This window comes from Nostoc sp. DSM 114161, from assembly GCF_052692665.1.
The window spans coordinates 2,214,420-2,230,531 of sequence record NZ_CP195141.1 but is presented as its reverse complement, the minus strand read 5'-3'; the positions used below and the strand labels follow the sequence as shown (position 1 = coordinate 2,230,531).

The 16,112-nt window shown below is 41.5% G+C and carries 13 protein-coding genes and 2 pseudogenes; 11 read left to right on the top strand and 4 right to left on the bottom strand.

Annotated features, from left to right (window positions below; genetic code table 11):
• Nucleotides 1–62 precede the first annotated feature (62 nt).
• The 4 genes and pseudogenes from NSTC745_RS09470 to NSTC745_RS09455 all read left to right on the top strand — a co-directional run.
• Nucleotides 63–2,795 (top strand): tetratricopeptide repeat-containing S1 family peptidase, encoded by a 2,733-nt coding sequence (locus NSTC745_RS09470; protein ID WP_445636921.1) that lies wholly within the window; start codon nucleotides 63–65, stop codon nucleotides 2,793–2,795.
• Nucleotides 2,796–2,872: 77 nt separating this feature from the next.
• Nucleotides 2,873–3,292, top strand: a complete 420-nt coding sequence (locus tag NSTC745_RS09465) for a CoA-binding protein (protein ID WP_445636920.1) — start codon at nucleotides 2,873–2,875, stop codon at nucleotides 3,290–3,292.
• A gap of 365 nt (nucleotides 3,293–3,657) precedes the next feature.
• Nucleotides 3,658–4,593, top strand: coding sequence for a phosphoribulokinase (locus NSTC745_RS09460; RefSeq protein WP_445636919.1), 936 nt, complete (start codon nucleotides 3,658–3,660; stop codon nucleotides 4,591–4,593).
• A 385-nt stretch (nucleotides 4,594–4,978) separates the two neighbouring features.
• Nucleotides 4,979–5,125 (top strand): annotated as a pseudogene (locus NSTC745_RS09455) (phosphoribulokinase); the annotation flags it as partial.
• A gap of 70 nt (nucleotides 5,126–5,195) precedes the next feature.
• On the opposite strand, the gene NSTC745_RS09450 reads toward NSTC745_RS09455, so the two are convergent.
• From NSTC745_RS09450 to NSTC745_RS09440, 3 genes are all read right to left on the bottom strand, one after another.
• A complete protein-coding gene (locus tag NSTC745_RS09450; protein ID WP_445636918.1) occupies nucleotides 5,196–5,459 on the bottom strand; it encodes a ParE family toxin-like protein in 264 nt (87 codons plus the stop codon).
• Complete coding sequence (locus NSTC745_RS09445; RefSeq protein WP_445638567.1) at nucleotides 5,456–5,650, bottom strand: hypothetical protein; 195 nt, start codon at nucleotides 5,648–5,650, stop codon at nucleotides 5,456–5,458. The genes NSTC745_RS09450 and NSTC745_RS09445 overlap by 4 nt, the downstream gene beginning before the upstream one ends.
• Before the next feature lie 562 nt (nucleotides 5,651–6,212).
• Complete coding sequence (locus NSTC745_RS09440) at nucleotides 6,213–6,785, bottom strand: hypothetical protein (RefSeq protein WP_445636917.1); 573 nt, start codon at nucleotides 6,783–6,785, stop codon at nucleotides 6,213–6,215.
• Between the two features lie 171 nt (nucleotides 6,786–6,956).
• On the opposite strand from NSTC745_RS09440, the gene radC reads away from it, so the two are divergent.
• From radC to NSTC745_RS09410, 6 genes are all read left to right on the top strand, one after another.
• Nucleotides 6,957–7,688 carry a RadC family protein gene (gene radC, locus NSTC745_RS09435; RefSeq protein ID WP_445636916.1) on the top strand — a complete coding sequence of 244 codons (732 nt, stop codon included), beginning with the start codon at nucleotides 6,957–6,959 and terminating at the stop codon, nucleotides 7,686–7,688.
• Between the two features lie 469 nt (nucleotides 7,689–8,157).
• Nucleotides 8,158–8,289 carry a hypothetical protein gene (locus NSTC745_RS09430; RefSeq protein ID WP_445636915.1) on the top strand — a complete coding sequence of 44 codons (132 nt, stop codon included), beginning with the start codon at nucleotides 8,158–8,160 and terminating at the stop codon, nucleotides 8,287–8,289.
• A 149-nt stretch (nucleotides 8,290–8,438) separates the two neighbouring features.
• Nucleotides 8,439–10,202, top strand: coding sequence for a peroxidase family protein (locus NSTC745_RS09425; protein ID WP_445636914.1), 1,764 nt, complete (start codon nucleotides 8,439–8,441; stop codon nucleotides 10,200–10,202).
• 136 nt (nucleotides 10,203–10,338) lie between these two features.
• Complete coding sequence (locus NSTC745_RS09420) at nucleotides 10,339–11,250, top strand: hypothetical protein (protein WP_445636913.1); 912 nt, start codon at nucleotides 10,339–10,341, stop codon at nucleotides 11,248–11,250.
• 176 nt (nucleotides 11,251–11,426) lie between these two features.
• The gene (locus NSTC745_RS09415; protein ID WP_445636912.1) at nucleotides 11,427–13,367 is read left to right on the top strand and encodes a GMC family oxidoreductase; all 1,941 of its coding nucleotides are present in this window, start codon (nucleotides 11,427–11,429) and stop codon (nucleotides 13,365–13,367) included.
• 111 nt (nucleotides 13,368–13,478) lie between these two features.
• Complete coding sequence (locus NSTC745_RS09410) at nucleotides 13,479–15,158, top strand: patatin-like phospholipase family protein (RefSeq protein WP_445636911.1); 1,680 nt, start codon at nucleotides 13,479–13,481, stop codon at nucleotides 15,156–15,158.
• Nucleotides 15,159–15,186: 28 nt separating this feature from the next.
• On the opposite strand, the pseudogene NSTC745_RS09405 reads toward NSTC745_RS09410, so the two are convergent.
• A pseudogene (locus NSTC745_RS09405) lies at nucleotides 15,187–15,531 on the bottom strand (cation:proton antiporter domain-containing protein); the annotation flags it as partial.
• 152 nt (nucleotides 15,532–15,683) lie between these two features.
• Between NSTC745_RS09405 and NSTC745_RS09400 the strand changes: the two are divergent.
• Nucleotides 15,684–16,097, top strand: a complete 414-nt coding sequence (locus NSTC745_RS09400; RefSeq protein ID WP_445636910.1) for an ISAs1 family transposase — start codon at nucleotides 15,684–15,686, stop codon at nucleotides 16,095–16,097.
• Nucleotides 16,098–16,112: the final 15 nt, after the last annotated feature.

Here is a 16,112-nt window from a genome sequence, read left to right as displayed (position 1 = left end):
GTTAAGTAGCGGAATGCTCGTTAAGCATATTTGTATAGAAATTTGCAAGCGGTAAAAGCAACATGAAACAAAAATTAATCTTCAATCGCTCGCGGGCTACGATCGCCTGGATGGGCATACTGTTGACGTTGCCTATACAAACTGTTTATCTGAGCATTTTTTCCCCAACAGTTTATGCTCAACAGGCAAATTCTGAGCGATCGCCAGAACAAATCAAACAATTAGCGAGAACCATAACCGTAAAGGTTTTATCTGGTGAAAACCGAGGCTCAGGGATTTTACTCAAAAAGCAAGGTCAAACTTATACGGTTATCACCAATCAACACGTTTTAGAATCCGGCAAACCCGTTCAAATTCAAACAGCAGACGGGAAAATCTACCAAGGCAATTTGGTTAAAGGAGTAAACTTCCAAGGCAAGGATTTGGCTTTATTGGAGTTCCGCGCTACTGGAAACTATAGCTTAGCCCCTCTGGGAAATTTATCAACCATCGCAGTTAACGAACCAATATACGCAGCCGGATTTCCCTTTGAGGGGAATCCATCTCAGTCCCAGGGGTTTGTCTTCAAAGCAGGCCAAATCTTGTTAGTACCAGACCGAGCTTTTAAAGAAGGATATCAAATAGGCTACAGCAACGAAATTGAAAAGGGTATGAGCGGCGGGCCGATACTGAATCGTCGCGGACAAGTAATTGGTATCAACGGTATCCATGCCTATCCGCTTTGGGGAAACCCTTACGTTTATGAAGATGGTTCCCAACCGACCGAAGCTTTACGAGATTTAATGAGTCGTTATAGTTGGGGAATTCCCATCCAAACATTTGCTCGGTTAGCTCCTAGTTATACTACCAAAGAAACCTTACCCGCAGCTAACGCACCCTCAACCCCAAGCCTTCCTCCCATCGCCAATGAAGTTAACAACATCGCCGAAGAAATTACGGTGCGAATAGATGTGCCGACTTTACGCGAGTGTAGCGGATCGGGAGTAATGATTGCCAAACAGGGAAATACCTACAGCGTCCTGACAGCAGAACACGTCGTTCGAGGATCTCAAAAATGCGATCGCACCGTTCTAGAGATAATCACCCCTGATGGCAAACAACATCAAATCCGGGTGAATGACAATAATCTCAAAACTGTGCCAGACACAGACTTAGCCATATTACAGTTTACTAGCGAACAAGATTACCGCGTTGCCACCATAGCAAACTACGACATAGTTAAAGATAAAAACTTCATTTTCGTTTCCGGATGGCAAGGACAAAAACCTGGAAATGTTCAAACACAACGCCAATTGACAACCGGAAACGTAGCATCCAAAATATTTGCGTCTATTGTAGCCAAGAACTCTTTATCTTTGAGTTATGGATATGAATTAGTTTATACAAATTTGACTGAGCAAGGCATGAGTGGCGGCCCAGTATTAGATACTCGCGGCCGAGTCATTGGCATTCACGGAACAGCAGAACTAGAAAAAATTACTGACAAAAATGGTCAGCCTCGTTTAATTACATTGGGTTTTAGTTGGGGAGTTCCCATCCGTAGCTTTGTCCGTTGGGCCCAGTCAGCTGGTATGACTCCTGTATTGCGAGTCGAGAATACTTTACCACCGCCACTGACTGCCCAAGAAACAAATTCAATTCTAGAAGCTTTACTGAAAATCGAAAAACCCAAAAATAATGCAGATGCCATTGATTGGCTCAATTATGGTTGGCAAATCGCACGAAACTCTCAAGAAGGAACCATAGGAGAAGGAGAAAGAAAAGAAGCAATCAAAGGTATTGAAAAAGCAATTGAACTTCAGCCGAATTTTTATCAAGCTTGGTATTTACGCGGCTTTGTGCTGATGATTAGTAAAGAATACGAAGAAGCCGTAAAATCTTTCGATCGCGCTAAACAAATAGAACCAAATTTTACTTCCGCTTGGCGCTTTCATGGGCTGACACTTCTTGGCTTAGAACGATTACCACAAGCATTAGAATCCTTTAACCAAGTAGCAAAATTAGACCCCGATGATACTAGCGTTCAGATTTTTCGGAGCTTGATATTATTTGGAACAGGACGTTTTCAAGAAGCACTAGAACTATCAAATCAAGTTGTTAAAAAAAATCCTAGTTCTTGGGCGTACTTTACTCGTGGTGCGGGACGTTTTGGCGTACAAGATTTAAAAGGAGCGCTGGCTGATTTAAATGAAGCAATTCGCTTAAATCCAGAATACATAGAAGACACAGCCTACTCACTTAGGGGTTTGATCCGCGGTACACAGGGAGATTTAAAAGGAGCGATCGCTGATTTAAATGAAGCTGTGCGTCTCGACCCAGAAGATGCCAGCAATTTTAAAAATCGTGGGGAAATTCGCTTTCAACAGAAAGATTACCAAGGAGCTTTAGCCGATTTTAACGAAGCAATTCGACTCAAACCTAAATATTTTGACGCTATCAAAGCTCGTGGTTCGCTGCGTTTCATACAGCAAGACTACAAAGGCGCGGTAGCAGATTTGAATGAAGCACTTGTTCTCAAACCTGAAGATATTGAGGCTATGCAAATACGGGCAGGAGTTCGCTTTCAACAGAAAGACTACCAAGGGGCATTAGCAGATTTTAGCGAAATAATTCGGCTCGAACCGAAAAACTTTCCAGCTCTCAAAGCTCGCGGGTCACTCCGTTTCATACAAAAAGACTACAAAGGCGCGGTAGCAGATTTGAATGAAGCACTTCGTCTCAAACCTGAAGATGCTGAAAGCAAACAAATTCTGACCGCAGCTACTCGCTTGCGAGACTCAAAATCAGGAAATTAGATGCTATCAAAACTCGTGGTGAAGCCTACTTGCGACAATAAGACTATCAAGGAGCGTCGCTCCCTTGCCATAAGACCATGCCAAACTTGAAAGAAGATGATAATGCCCTGCGTGAGGTGTTGAGCCAAGCCAAAATTATTGCTGTTGTCGGTCACTCTGATAAACGCCATCGCACCAGCTATCAAATCGCCCAATTCTTACAACAAGTCGGCTACACAGTCTATGCAGTCAACCCGCTAGTTAAAGAAATTGACGGCAAGCCCAGTTATGCTGCACTTGAGCAGTTACCAGAACCTGTGGATATTGTTAACGTATTTCGCCGTTCTGAATACTTGCCAGAAATTGTAGACGAAGCAATTGCCGTTAACGCTAAAACCGTGTGGGCACAATTGGGCATCTCGCATCAACCATCAGCACAAAAAGCTCTAAATGCAGGACTCAACATTGTAATGGATGCGTGTATCAAAATTGAGTATCTGCGGCTGAAAGTAGATTAGACTTCTTGCATAAATCAAAAAAAAGAACCCCACCCCGCCTTTGACTTACGTCAAAGTCTCCCCTCCCCGTGAGCGGGGAGGGGCTGGGGGTGGGGTGTTAGGGGACTTTTGCAAGAGGTCTATTTAACATAAAATCTATCATTAAAACAGATTTGAGCAAGGATGAAGTACAACAACATTTATCTGGTAGCAAACATCAAGCCATGTTTTACTTGCCAATTCTGAATTCTGAATTCTGAATTCTCCTATGTGTAGAGATATTGCATACCAAGTCATTGTTTGAGTTACTCGCTTAAACCCTTCTAGAATTAAAACTATTACGGGAAAATTTTATTACTAAGCTAGTTTTTATTGTGGGAGGAAGGATGAGCCGTCCAATAATTCTTGGTATTGTAGGCGACAGCGCAGCTGGTAAAACAACACTAACGCGAGGAATCGCTCAAGTACTCGGCCCGGAAAATGTAACGCTGATTTGCACAGATGATTACCACCGTTACGATCGCCAACAACGTGCAGAAATTGGCATCACCGCCCTCCACCCAGACTGCAACTACTTAGATATTATGCAGCAACACCTGTCGCTACTACGCACAGGACAGCCGATTCTCAAGCCAGTTTACAGCCATAAAACAGGCACATTCGAGCCACCGCAGTATATCAAGCCCAATAAATTCGTGATTATTGAGGGATTACTCGGTTATTCGACCCGTGCCGCCCGCGATTCTTATGACGTAAAAGTTTACCTAGCGCCTCCCGAAAATATACGCGCTCAGTGGAAAGTCAAACGAGACACCCAAAAGCGGGGCTACACTCCCGAACAAGTCTTGGCAGAACTAGAAAAGCGCGAACCAGACTCAGCAGAATTTATCCGTCCCCAGCGGGGATGGTCTGATATTGTTATTAGTTTCTACCCACCCACCGAAGAAGAAGATGAAACCAACGGACATCTAAATGTGCGCTTGGTACTGCGTCCAACAATTCCTCACCCAGATTTCACCACAATTACCAACTCTGGCGGGAATTCCGATTCAGCCATCCGCCTGGGACTAGACAGGGATATGGGCAAACCTGTAGATGTCTTAGAAGTTGATGGTCATGCCACCTTGGAACAGGTGAATAAGTTAGAGCATATTATCTGTTCTGATATGCCGCATTTAAGAAGTATTTGCGATCGCGAAAGCAATCCAGAACTTGGCAAAATTGCTGGTACAACTGGCGAAACACTCCAAAGTTACCCCCTAGCTCTCACCCAGTTAATTATTACTTACCACATGCTCAAAGCAACGCAAATGTATATATAGCAGGGAACAGGCAATAGGCTTAAAAATCTCTTGATGTGGAGGTTTAACGCTATGTTTATGTCCTAATAAGTAAGTGGACATAATTATTTAGAAGACGCATTTCGACCCTTCTCTACGAGAGGCTTCGCCAACGGCAAGCTCAGGGCATCGCTGCGCTCAATGCTCCAACCTTGAGAAAATGAGGGTTGAGTTTCGACTACGCGGAAGTTGAGCGTAGTCGAGATTCAACTTCCGCGTAGTCGAAACCCGGCAACCTCAAGTTAGGTTTAATTTAGTCCTTCTACTTACCAATTTCAAAAAATAATGCAACAAATAGACCATTTGTAGAGACGCGATTCATCGCGTCTTTACCCAAAGATATGTTGCAATCATTAATTGAATTGGTATAAGAAGTATTTGCGATCGCCAAAGCAATCCAGAACTTGGCAAAATTGCTGGTACAACTGGGGAAACACTCCAAAGTTATCACCTAGCTCTCACCCAGTTAATAATTACTTACCACATGCTCAAAGCAACGCAAATGTTTATGTAAAATACAACTGGTCAAACATAACTTTTAATTTTGACTAGCCGTAACATCACAATATTGGACTACTGACAAGTTATGAAAAGAACTTTTCATAGTCATCATGGCTACCAATCCAAAACCATGTAAGCATATCACCTTCTAGTACCCGAATTGCTCGATAACTTCTTGTTACTCTGACAGACCAAATATTCTCTTGGGTATTAATACACTTGAAATGCAAAGAGGGGTGAAATGGATTTTTTGCCCACAAACGATAAGCTTTTCTAGCGCTTTGCTTTAGATCGTCGCTTAAATGCCTATATTCAACCCAAAATGAGGGAAGTACTGCGGACTTCATAGTTGGTCATAATCCAGTGGCTTAGCCTTTCCCTCAGCAATTTCTTGTTTAGCGCGTTGTGCAGCAGCTACAAGTTTTTGTTGTGTTCTCTGGAAGGATTCGTTCCACTGGATTTCATCTTGCAAGTCATTAATGTATTCTCGAAGATGCTCTGCGACTTTATCCTGTGCCTCAATAGACAAAGACTCCATCATCTTGACTACAGTGGCGATGCCTACGGCGGTAAACTACGCCGGGGATGACATAGTGTGCTGCTTCCATATAAAATTCTCTTATCAAAGCTAGCACCAATTACAGACTAGTTGAATTTTGGGTGAAGTGTTTGGATAACTCAAACTCAGAAGAATAAAGCTTCAACAGCGTAGACGCTCTTAGCGGCTTGTCGCAGATATCGCTCAAATCCAAATCAACAAAGTAGGGAAGGTAAAACAGTAAAATCCTGCATATACCAACAAATTTTTCTGTTTTGCCTTCCCTGTAAGAGCTTCCGCCTTCCTTGTAAGAGCTTCCGCCTTCCCTGTAAGAGCTTCCGCCTTGACATTTCCGTGTTTCGCGCACCCTGTAAGAGCTTCTGCCTTCCTTGTAAGAGCTTCCGCCTTGACATTTCCGTGTTTCGCGCACCCTGTAAGACCTTCTGCCTTCCCTGTAAGAGCTTCCGCCTTCACATTTGCGTGTTCCGCGCAAGCTGTAGCAGCTTCCGCCTTAACGCTTCCGTGTTAGGCGCAGCCTGTAGCATTAAACTTGAAATATTACTTATGATTGTGGCTTAACAGGGGCTTGCAGCAGTTCAATGTCTCTAATCTCAAGAATGCCACTACTCTCAAATTGCACGCTAATTTGAACTTTTGCACCATCCGCTTCTTTTTTAAAATGGGCACGCACTTCGTAAGGCTGAAAATCTTGAGTTGGCGAAATTCCTGTACACCATGAAGTTGTTGTCATTGCACCCCACTGTCCTGGCTTACGTAAACCTAAGCTTACTTTGATTGGTTTTTCTGTGTTTAAAGCTTTCGCGTTAAATTGACAAGCAAAAACACACTCTTGGACATCGGGTTCTGCAACTTCAAACAAGATGACATTTCGCAAAGGATCGACACTGCTTATCAACCGCTGAGTATTATCGTCATAAGCTTCAATTTCCCAGGTTTCTCCTACAGTTTTAATGCCTCCCCTGGTAATTGTAGAATCAGCAGTAGTGAATCGACGAATCAGCACAAATGGCTCTGCGGCTTCCGGAACACCGAAGCGTTTTTCCAGTTCTTTTCCGACTTCTTGAATTTTAGACCCAATAAAACTTTGGAGATTGTTGAATAGCTCGTCAAACATAGCGATCGTCAAAAAATCATAATATTTTTAGTATTCCCTGAGGAAGTTGCAAATCAGGTGACCCTAGAAATCCTCAAAATTAAAGATTTTCTCAAATAAAGATAATTTGCAAAGCAAACAAGGGATAACTAAAGATACTTCCATCTTTGGTGACTATTCCCTGAGTTTTCTATGACCTATTGCCTAAGAATTGCTGACCTACCTTTAGATGAGCGTCCGCGCGAACGGCTAATGACGCATGGTGCCAAAATTTTAGGCACAGCCGAATTAATCGCAATTCTATTAGGCACAGGTCAAGGGCCAGGGAAACTGTCAGCCGTGGGTTTGGGACAATATATCTTGAGTGAATTGGGCAAACATCAGCGCGATCCTTTGGCAGCATTGCGAGAAGTTTCACCCGCAGAATTGATGCAAATTCCCGGTGTTGGCCCCGCCAAAGCGACAAGTATCTTAGCAGCAATTGAATTAGGCAAACGCACTTTTCAATCTCGACCCTCAGAAGGGACATTAATTGATAGTCCGCTTGCTGCTGCTGCTACCCTCAGTCAAGATTTGATGTGGCAAATACAAGAACGTTTTGCAGTCTTACTGTTAGATGTTAAAAATCGTTTGCTAGGTACGCAAGTAATTACTATTGGCACTGCAACCGAAACCCTAGCCTCTCCCCGTGAAATTTTTCGGGAAGTTATTCGCCAAGGCGCAACGCGAGTAATAGTTGCCCACAACCACCCTTCCGGTAACCTCGAACCCAGCCAAGAAGATATAGAATTGACGCGCCAGTTGTTAGCAGGGGCACAGTTTTTAGGCGTTCCCCTACTAGATCATCTCATTTTGGGTAATGGCAATCATCAAAGTTTACGAGAAATGACAACCTTGTGGGATGAGCATCCGCAGGGGGACTAGGGGGATGGGGTGATGGGGAGGCAGGGGGAGCAGGGGAGGCAGGGGAAGCAGAGGGGCAGAGGAGAATAATTAAAAATCAATGCCTTTCCCTTTCCCCATGCCCAATGCCCAATGCCCTATTCACCATTATTTTTAAGATTTAAATTGTCCAAAAAATAACATTTTTTTACTTCACAAACATTTACAAAATATCTCTTAACTTCAGATGTTAAGTTACTAAAATTCAGTTGATAAAATAAAAATTATATTGCATCATTCAATTAACCACATTAGTGGGGATCGTCTGTGTTGATGATGGAAATCGGGAGCAGGATTGACCGAAGATAAAAATTACTGCCCTACTTGCTGCAAGTTTTTATTGCTGCTTGTAATTTTGCACTGAATTTATTATCACGACCATCTATTTTAGAGTCCATTTGTAAAGTAAATATTAAAGTCCAACGATGTAAAGCAAGATGAATAATGGCTTATGCCACTTATCACTGCCGTTGTGTTAGGCGCAATTTCAGGTGTAATTGCTCAATTAATTTACCAATTTTTACGCCGTAACACACCATTAATGGCTGTGCATCACATTAGTTTAATGCACATAAAAGCTTAAGATTTTCTTTATAAATTACCTCTTAAAAGTATGGGGCAATTCCAGTAATTTTGTTATTTTGTTGTAGGCATCAAGGAAGCTTTTAACATCAAATAGCCTTGATATCTAGGGTTGACGAAATTTGAAATAATTTGCCAGGAGATGAAATCATGTCTGGAATTCCGTGGCATAAATTGCCAACTCCCTTTGCACTTTTAAAATTAGTTCAATTCCGTGGAAAGCTAAGAAAAGAAAACCTCCACGATACTTCGCAACTACCGAATAGCGACCAGCTACCTAAGCCTGCTCCCATCGCAGACGATCGCAAATTGAAAGTTCGCAGCGCAGATGGCAGTTACAATGACCTTGAGCATCCAGAAATGGGTATGGCTGGAACTCGGTTCGGGCGCAATGTGCCGCTGCAAGATGCCAAATTTGATGAAAAAAACGTACTTACCCCAAATCCGCGCACTGTCAGCCGAGTCTTATTAGCACGAGGTGAATTCCAACCTGCGACAATCTTGAATTTACTCGCTGCTTCATGGATTCAATTTCAAACACATGATTGGTTCAGTCATGGCGGGAACCAGCGCGATAAAAAATTTGAAATTCCCATAGAGGAGAATGACCCGTGGTCAACAGAACACGGGCGGCTGACAATCAACAAAACCTTAGAAGACAAAAGCCGTACCGGAGATACTAACAAGCCTCCCAGTTTTATTAATGAAGTTACTCACTGGTGGGATGCTTCACAAATTTATGGCAGTAATCAAGAAACCATTAACGCACTGCGCTCTCATGTTGACGGAAAAATGCTGATTGGTGAAGACGGCTTATTACCATTTCACGCAGAAAACGGCATTGATAAGGTAGGCTTTGCGGGTGCTTGGTGGGTCGGCTTAAGCATGTTGCACACCTTATTTGTGAAAGAACATAATACGGTCTGCGACCATTTAAAGAGAATATATCCTGAGTGGACGGATGACGAACTTTTCGACCATGCCCGCCTAATTGTCGCAGCTTTGACAGCTAAAATTCATACTGTTGAATGGACTCCTGCCATCCTGCCACATCCTGCCACGGACATTGCCTTAAATTCCAACTGGTGGGGATTACTCGGAGAGGATTTTAAAAAGCGTTGGGGTCGCATTGGTGAGAGTGAATTGTTGAGTGGAATTGTTGGTTCTCCAACTGACCATCATACCGCTCCCTATTACCTCACCCAAGAATTCGTATCTGTATATCGGATGCATCCTCTAATTCCAGATGACTTGGAGTTCCACGCAGTTAAGAATGGCAAATTGTTACACAAAAAACAATTTCCTGAAATTGCTGGTAAAAACACTCGTGGGACTTTAAAAGAAATTTCCATGCAAGATTTGTTTTACTCTTTTGGAACTTCTTACCCTGGTGCAGTGAGATTGCATAATTATCCCCGCTTTTTGCGGCAGCTATCAGGAGAACTGTTAGGAGACGACACGCCAGCATTCGATTTAGCTGCTGTTGATATTTTGCGGGACAGAGAAAGAGGCGTTCCTCGCTATAACCGTTTTCGTGAATTATTGGGTCGGGGTAAAGTTAATTCTTTTGAAGAGATTACAAGTAATAAACAATGGGTTAAAGAATTACGCGAAGTCTATAACAACGACATTGACAGCGTAGATTTGATGGTGGGTTTATTTGCAGAAGATCTCCCAGAGGGTTTTGGTTTTAGCGATACCGCTTTTCGCGTGTTTATTCTCATGGCATCTCGAAGACTGAAAAGCGATCGCTTTTTTACCAAAGACTACACAGCTGAAGTTTACACTCAATTTGGATTGGATTGGATTGACAACAACACCTTCTTAACAATCCTCCGCCGTCATTATCCCGAACTAGCACCTGCTTTCTTCGGCGTCAGCAACGGCTTTAAACCTTGGAGAAAGGTCGGTTAAATCGGGCATGGGGCAGAAGGGCAGAGGGGCAGAGGGGCAGAGGAGAAAGCACTTGTACAACACCCCTGCTCCCCTGCTCCCCCGCTCCCCATCTCCCCATCTCCTCATCTCCTCATTCCCCAATCACAGAAACATCATGCAACACTTAGAAGAAATTCAGAAATTTTGGCCTAATGCTCAGGATTTGGGTTCTTTGCCTGATGATTATCAGTCCTGGAAAGCTGCTCAAAAACAAGATTTTTTATGGAATTCTAGAATTCTCAAGTCGAAATATGACGAACTTCCGCCGTTGAGAAAAATTGATATTGTTGGTTTATTTTTCACTGCTCTCAAAACTAAGATGGATCGTCAATTAGACGAAGCTCCTAGTAATTGGAAGAAAGCGATTCACGCCCACGGAAGTGTGGCGAAAATCAAGTTTATTCCGACAAATAATACTCCATTTTCGGGTTTATTTAAGGGAGCAGACTACGGAGTTTTGCGATTATCTGTTACTGGAGATCCGAGCGATCGCGGTTTTGCTCCAGGTCTAGCACTCAAGTTATTTGTAGATGGCAATCCTTCTGGTAATTTCTCAGCTTTGGTATCTTTAGTTGGGCAAGACAAAAATTATAATTTCTTTGCAAATGAATTATCAAATATCGTTCCCATAGCTAAAAGTCTTGGCCCGATTGTCACCAACTTAATATTTACGCGAGTTACCAGATATCCCACCAAACTGTATTTAGAAGATTTGGGAGAAATTGACCAACACGGTCAAAGAGAAAGTAAAGCTTATTATCCCGCACAAGTATTTCTTGTTCCTAACCCAAATATCAAGTTTGCTGAAAGTCCGCCACATGACTTTAGGAATGACCTGGCTACAATTTCAACTGGAACATATTTATATACTGTCTATGGCGTTAGTCCAGAAGATGCTACGGAGGAAAAGAATAATCGTCAAAAAGCTAAAGTTATCGGACACATTGAAACTACGTCGGAATTTTTATCATCATTTTATGGGGATAGCCAACTATTTTTTAGACATCAAAGATTCCGCAATCGTTAATCGAAACAGCACTTTTGTAGAGACGCGATAAATCGCGTCTTTAGGCAATGAATGATTAGATCGCGCAGAGAGAAGAGTTAAAAAAGAGAAAGTGAGTTTGAGATTTTGATAAACTATAGAGTCAATCAACAATCTGAAATCCAAAATTTTTTGATATATTTGAATTAACAAAAATTATGAATAAAGAAGCTGAATACGACTATATTGTTGTTGGTTCCGGTGCTGGAGGAGGCCCGGTAGCTGCGAATTTAGCAAAAGCAGGTTACAAGGTTTTGCTATTAGAAGCAGGTGGAGATCCGTTACGCGATGAAAAGGGTAAAGATAAGGAACGGTACACTTATTCAGTACCAGCTTTTCATGCGCGGGCGACGGAAGATAACGATTTGAGGTGGGATTTTTTTGTTAAGCACTACTCCAATGAGGAGCAGCAAAAACGTGATTCTAAGTTTAGCCCAGAGCATCAGGGTATTCTGTATCCGCGAGCCGGGACGTTGGGGGGATGCACTGCTCATAATGCGATGATTACGGTGTATCCTCACAATAGCGACTGGGACAAAATTGCAGAAATTACAGGAGATGCTTCCTGGAATAGCGATAATATGCGGAAGTATTTTGAAAGGCTAGAGCGCTGCAATTATCTCGATCGCCCCATTAATCTCAATGATAATCCTACTCGCCACGGCTTTGATGGCTGGCTAACAACCAATTTAGCAGATCCTAAGTTAGTTGTGCGCGATCGCCAACTCCTAAAAGTTATCGTTAAATCTGCGATTCAAGCTTTAGGAGAACAGGGTAAAAGTTTACCCCAAGTTATTAAGGTCATTTTTAAGAGTTTCTTGGCTAATATATTAGCTTTTCTCAAACTCCGGCAAAAAGATCCTCTGGAGTTTTTAGATACACTTTTAGACCCGAATGACTGGAAAATTACCAAAGTCAGCGGGGAAGGTGTTTTTTCTGTTCCACTTGCTGTTAAAGATGGAAAACGTACTGGTACGAGAGAATATATTCGCGAAACCGAACGCCAGTTTCCCGATAAATTGATAGTGAAAACTCATGCATTGGTAACCAAGGTTTTATTTGATGAAAATAATACTGCGATCGGTGTAGAGTATCTTGAAGGTCAACACATATATCGTGCCGATCCTCAAGCTGAGAAAACAGAAAATAACTCCCAAAATAGCCAAACAGTATTTGTAAAAAGAGAAGTTATCTTGTCTGGAGGCGCTTTTAATACTCCCCAAATCCTCAAATTATCTGGAATTGGCCCGAAAGAAGAATTAACTAATTTAGGAATAGAAGTCCGCGTGGATCTTCCGGGAGTTGGTACGAATTTACAGGATCGCTACGAAGTCGGCGTCGTAAGTGAAATGAATCAAAACTTTAGCATCCTCGATAACTGTACATTTACCGAACCAGAACCCGGAAAGAAAATTAATGATACTTGTTTATTAGAATGGAATCGTTCTAAATCAGGTGTATATGTAACTAATGGAGCAGTTTTAGGAATTATCAAAAAATCACATACAGATAGGCCAGAACCTGACTTATTTATTTTTGGATTACCAGCTTTTTTCAAAGGTTATTTTCTCAAATATTCTGAAGACATTGGTAAATATAAAAACCTGTTTACCTGGGCTGTACTTAAGGCTCATACCAATAACACAGCCGGTTCGGTAACGCTGAAAACAACTGACCCTAGAGATGTTCCTGAAATTAATTTTAAATATTTTGATGAAGGTAATGATGTCAGCGAACAAGACTTATTATCTGTTGTCGAAGGAGTCGAATTTGTCAGACGCTTGACAGAACGAACTCAGTTGTTTACAAAAGCCGAAATGTTACCAGGAAAAAGTATAGATGAACAACATGAAATCAAGCAATTTATCAAAGATGAAGCTTGGGGACACCATGCTTGTGGTACTTGTAAAATTGGACGCAAAGATGACACAATGGCAGTCTTAGATAGCGATTTCCGAGTTTATGGAACACAGAATTTACGCGTGGTAGATGCATCTGTGTTTCCTTTTATTCCTGGATTCTTTATAGTTACCCCAATCTACATGATTAGTGAAAAAGCAAGCGATGTTATTTTGCAACATGCCGCTAATAAACAATAGATTTTTCTCACCAATTATTTAGTAGGACTATATTCATTCATCAAATTTTATCCTGATTATTTAATTCTTCGGAATTCTGAATTCTAAACTTTACAAATAAGGAATTTATATATGGAAAATAAATTACCACATTTTGAAATTGGTTTAGTCATGGCTGGCGCTGTTTCAGCCGGTGCGTACACTTCTGGTGTAATTGACTTTCTTTTTGAAGCTTTAGATCAATGGTACGAACAAAAATCAAAGCAAGAACAGCAGTATGGCGATGATTTTTCACAATGGGAAATTCCACCCCATGATGTTTTCATTAAAGCGATGTCTGGAGCATCCGCAGGTGCGATTGTTGCTGCAATTACAGCATCGTCATTATATAGTGACATTACCCCTGTAGTTGGATATCCATTGAATAATCCGGTAAGGAATAAGCTTTATGAAAGTTGGGTACAAAGAATAGATGTCTCCGAACTTTTAAAAACTCAGGATTTAGAAAATCCGAAAGCTCCTGTTTTGTCTTTTCTAGATCCTACTATTCTTGACGAGCTTGGAGAAGAAGTTATCAAGTTAAAATCTACAGGTAAAAAACGACCTTATATTGACGATCCATTTGAAGTTTATTTGTGTATTACTAATTTGCGTGGTGTTCCTTATGTAATTAAATCTCAAGGAGCAAATTCCAGCATTAAAGGACATTGTATGGTTAAACATGCAGATTTCATGCATTTTGCCATTGGTGACAAAAGTGATGAGGTTGAAGGTGCGATCGCTCTAAATCCTGATAAAATTGATATCGGTAATTGGAAACTGTTGGTTGAGTCAGCATTAGCCAGCAGCGCTTTTCCTGTGGGGTTTCCTCCTCGCGATCTTAAACGAAGTAGTATCGATGAATACGAAAAACGTAAGTGGGAAATACCTGTTCGTAACCCAACGCTAACGGGGACGTGTTCGGAGTATCGCTGTATCAGTCCTGATAAAGATTTACTAACCCAAGGTTCCTATGATTTTGTAACAGTAGATGGCGGGATTATTAGCAACGAACCGATAGAATTAGTTCGCTTGGCGCTGCGAGGTAATCAACAGCGAAATCCCCGCGATGGGGAGCAAGCAAACCGAGCTACTTTGTTAATAGATCCATTTCCCAATGATGTGGGTGCAATGAATCCAAAAAATAATTTACTCAACGTAGTATCGCGAATATTTCAGAGTTTTATCAATCAAAATAGATTCAAACCAGATGAATTAATTCTCGCTTTGGATGAAGATGTTTACAGCCGCTTTTTGATTGCTCCCGAACGTAGCGATAACGGTCTTAAAAAACCTTTAGCTTGCGGTAGTCTCAATGCTTTTGGTGGTTTCCTATCACAGGAATTTCGCCATCACGACTATATACTTGGTCGTCGTAATTGCCAAAGATTTCTTCAAAAATATTTTGTCTTACCAGCTTCTAATCCATTATTCGATTCGTGGCCAAAAGCACTGAGAAACAACCCGCAATTGCAAGTTGAAAAGGAAGGAGAACAAGATATCTTTCTACCAATAATTCCTCTGGTTGGTTCGGCAAAAAAAGAAGTTAATTTACCACCTTGGCCTAAATATAAAAAAGAAAACTTTAAATCTCTTGAAAAACAAATACAACAACGTATTCAGGTTATTGTTCCTCGGTTAATTAATCAATTTATCAACGATTCTTTTACCCGTAGTGCTCTCAATATTCTTTGGTTTTTCAAACGTGGAAGTTTAGCTAAAATGTTACGAAATATAATTAAAGACAATTTAGGAAAATACGATCAGCTATAGAAATTTAAATACTTGTGGTGCGTTACGCGATCGCCACACCTGCTATTGTTATCACTACGCCCAAAATTGCATACAAGCAAATTGGTACTAACTCCCGCTTCAGTTCCGACCATTTCAAATTCCATGCAGCTTCAAACAACAGCGGTGGCAAAAAAATAAATAAAATTAATTTGGGCGAAAGAACCACCAAACGAACATCGACAAATGCCAACCCTAAGCCAACAATCACCAATAGTAAAGTGTAAGGTATCTGGCGAAACTAGCTAAATATCTGCGGTAGTGTCGCTACACCCAAAGACACCGAAAGTACCAACAGAAATTGTTTGAGATTGTTTGTGATGACTTCCTCGGCGATCGCACCTTCAAGTACCATAAGAAATTCCTAGTAGAATTTTGTACTTCTGCTCATCTGACTATTTTCAGATGACACCATGACAACAAAAAAGAAAGTGAAATTCTAATCGTACAAAATTTAATTACAACATTGGATATAAAAGCCGCGGTATTTAGCTTTGATTCGTTGCATTGTCAGAAAAAACTTGCAAGCTAATTATCAGTAGTGGCAACGACTATGCCATCGCTGTTAAAGATAACCAGCCAATATTACATCGTCATATTAAACGCATTGCTGCACTCAAAAAGCCAGTCAGCCGTCATATCGAAACTGAAAAAACTAGAAATCAGTTTACAACACGTACCGTCGAAGTTTTTGATGATTTGACTTCGATCGATTCCCACTGGACGGGTATTAAGTCTTTAATCGGGGTTGAAAGAGTCGGAACCCGCACGCGTAAAGCATATCGCCAGGTTGTCTGTTATATCAGTAGTATAGTTGGCACAGCGAAAGAATTTCCTCATGGTATTCGCGGACATTGGGGTATCGAAAATCGCCTCCATTGGGGAGGCAGCGCTGTGGGCGGGTTTCCCGACTTGAGGTGACTGCCGTTTCAGGAT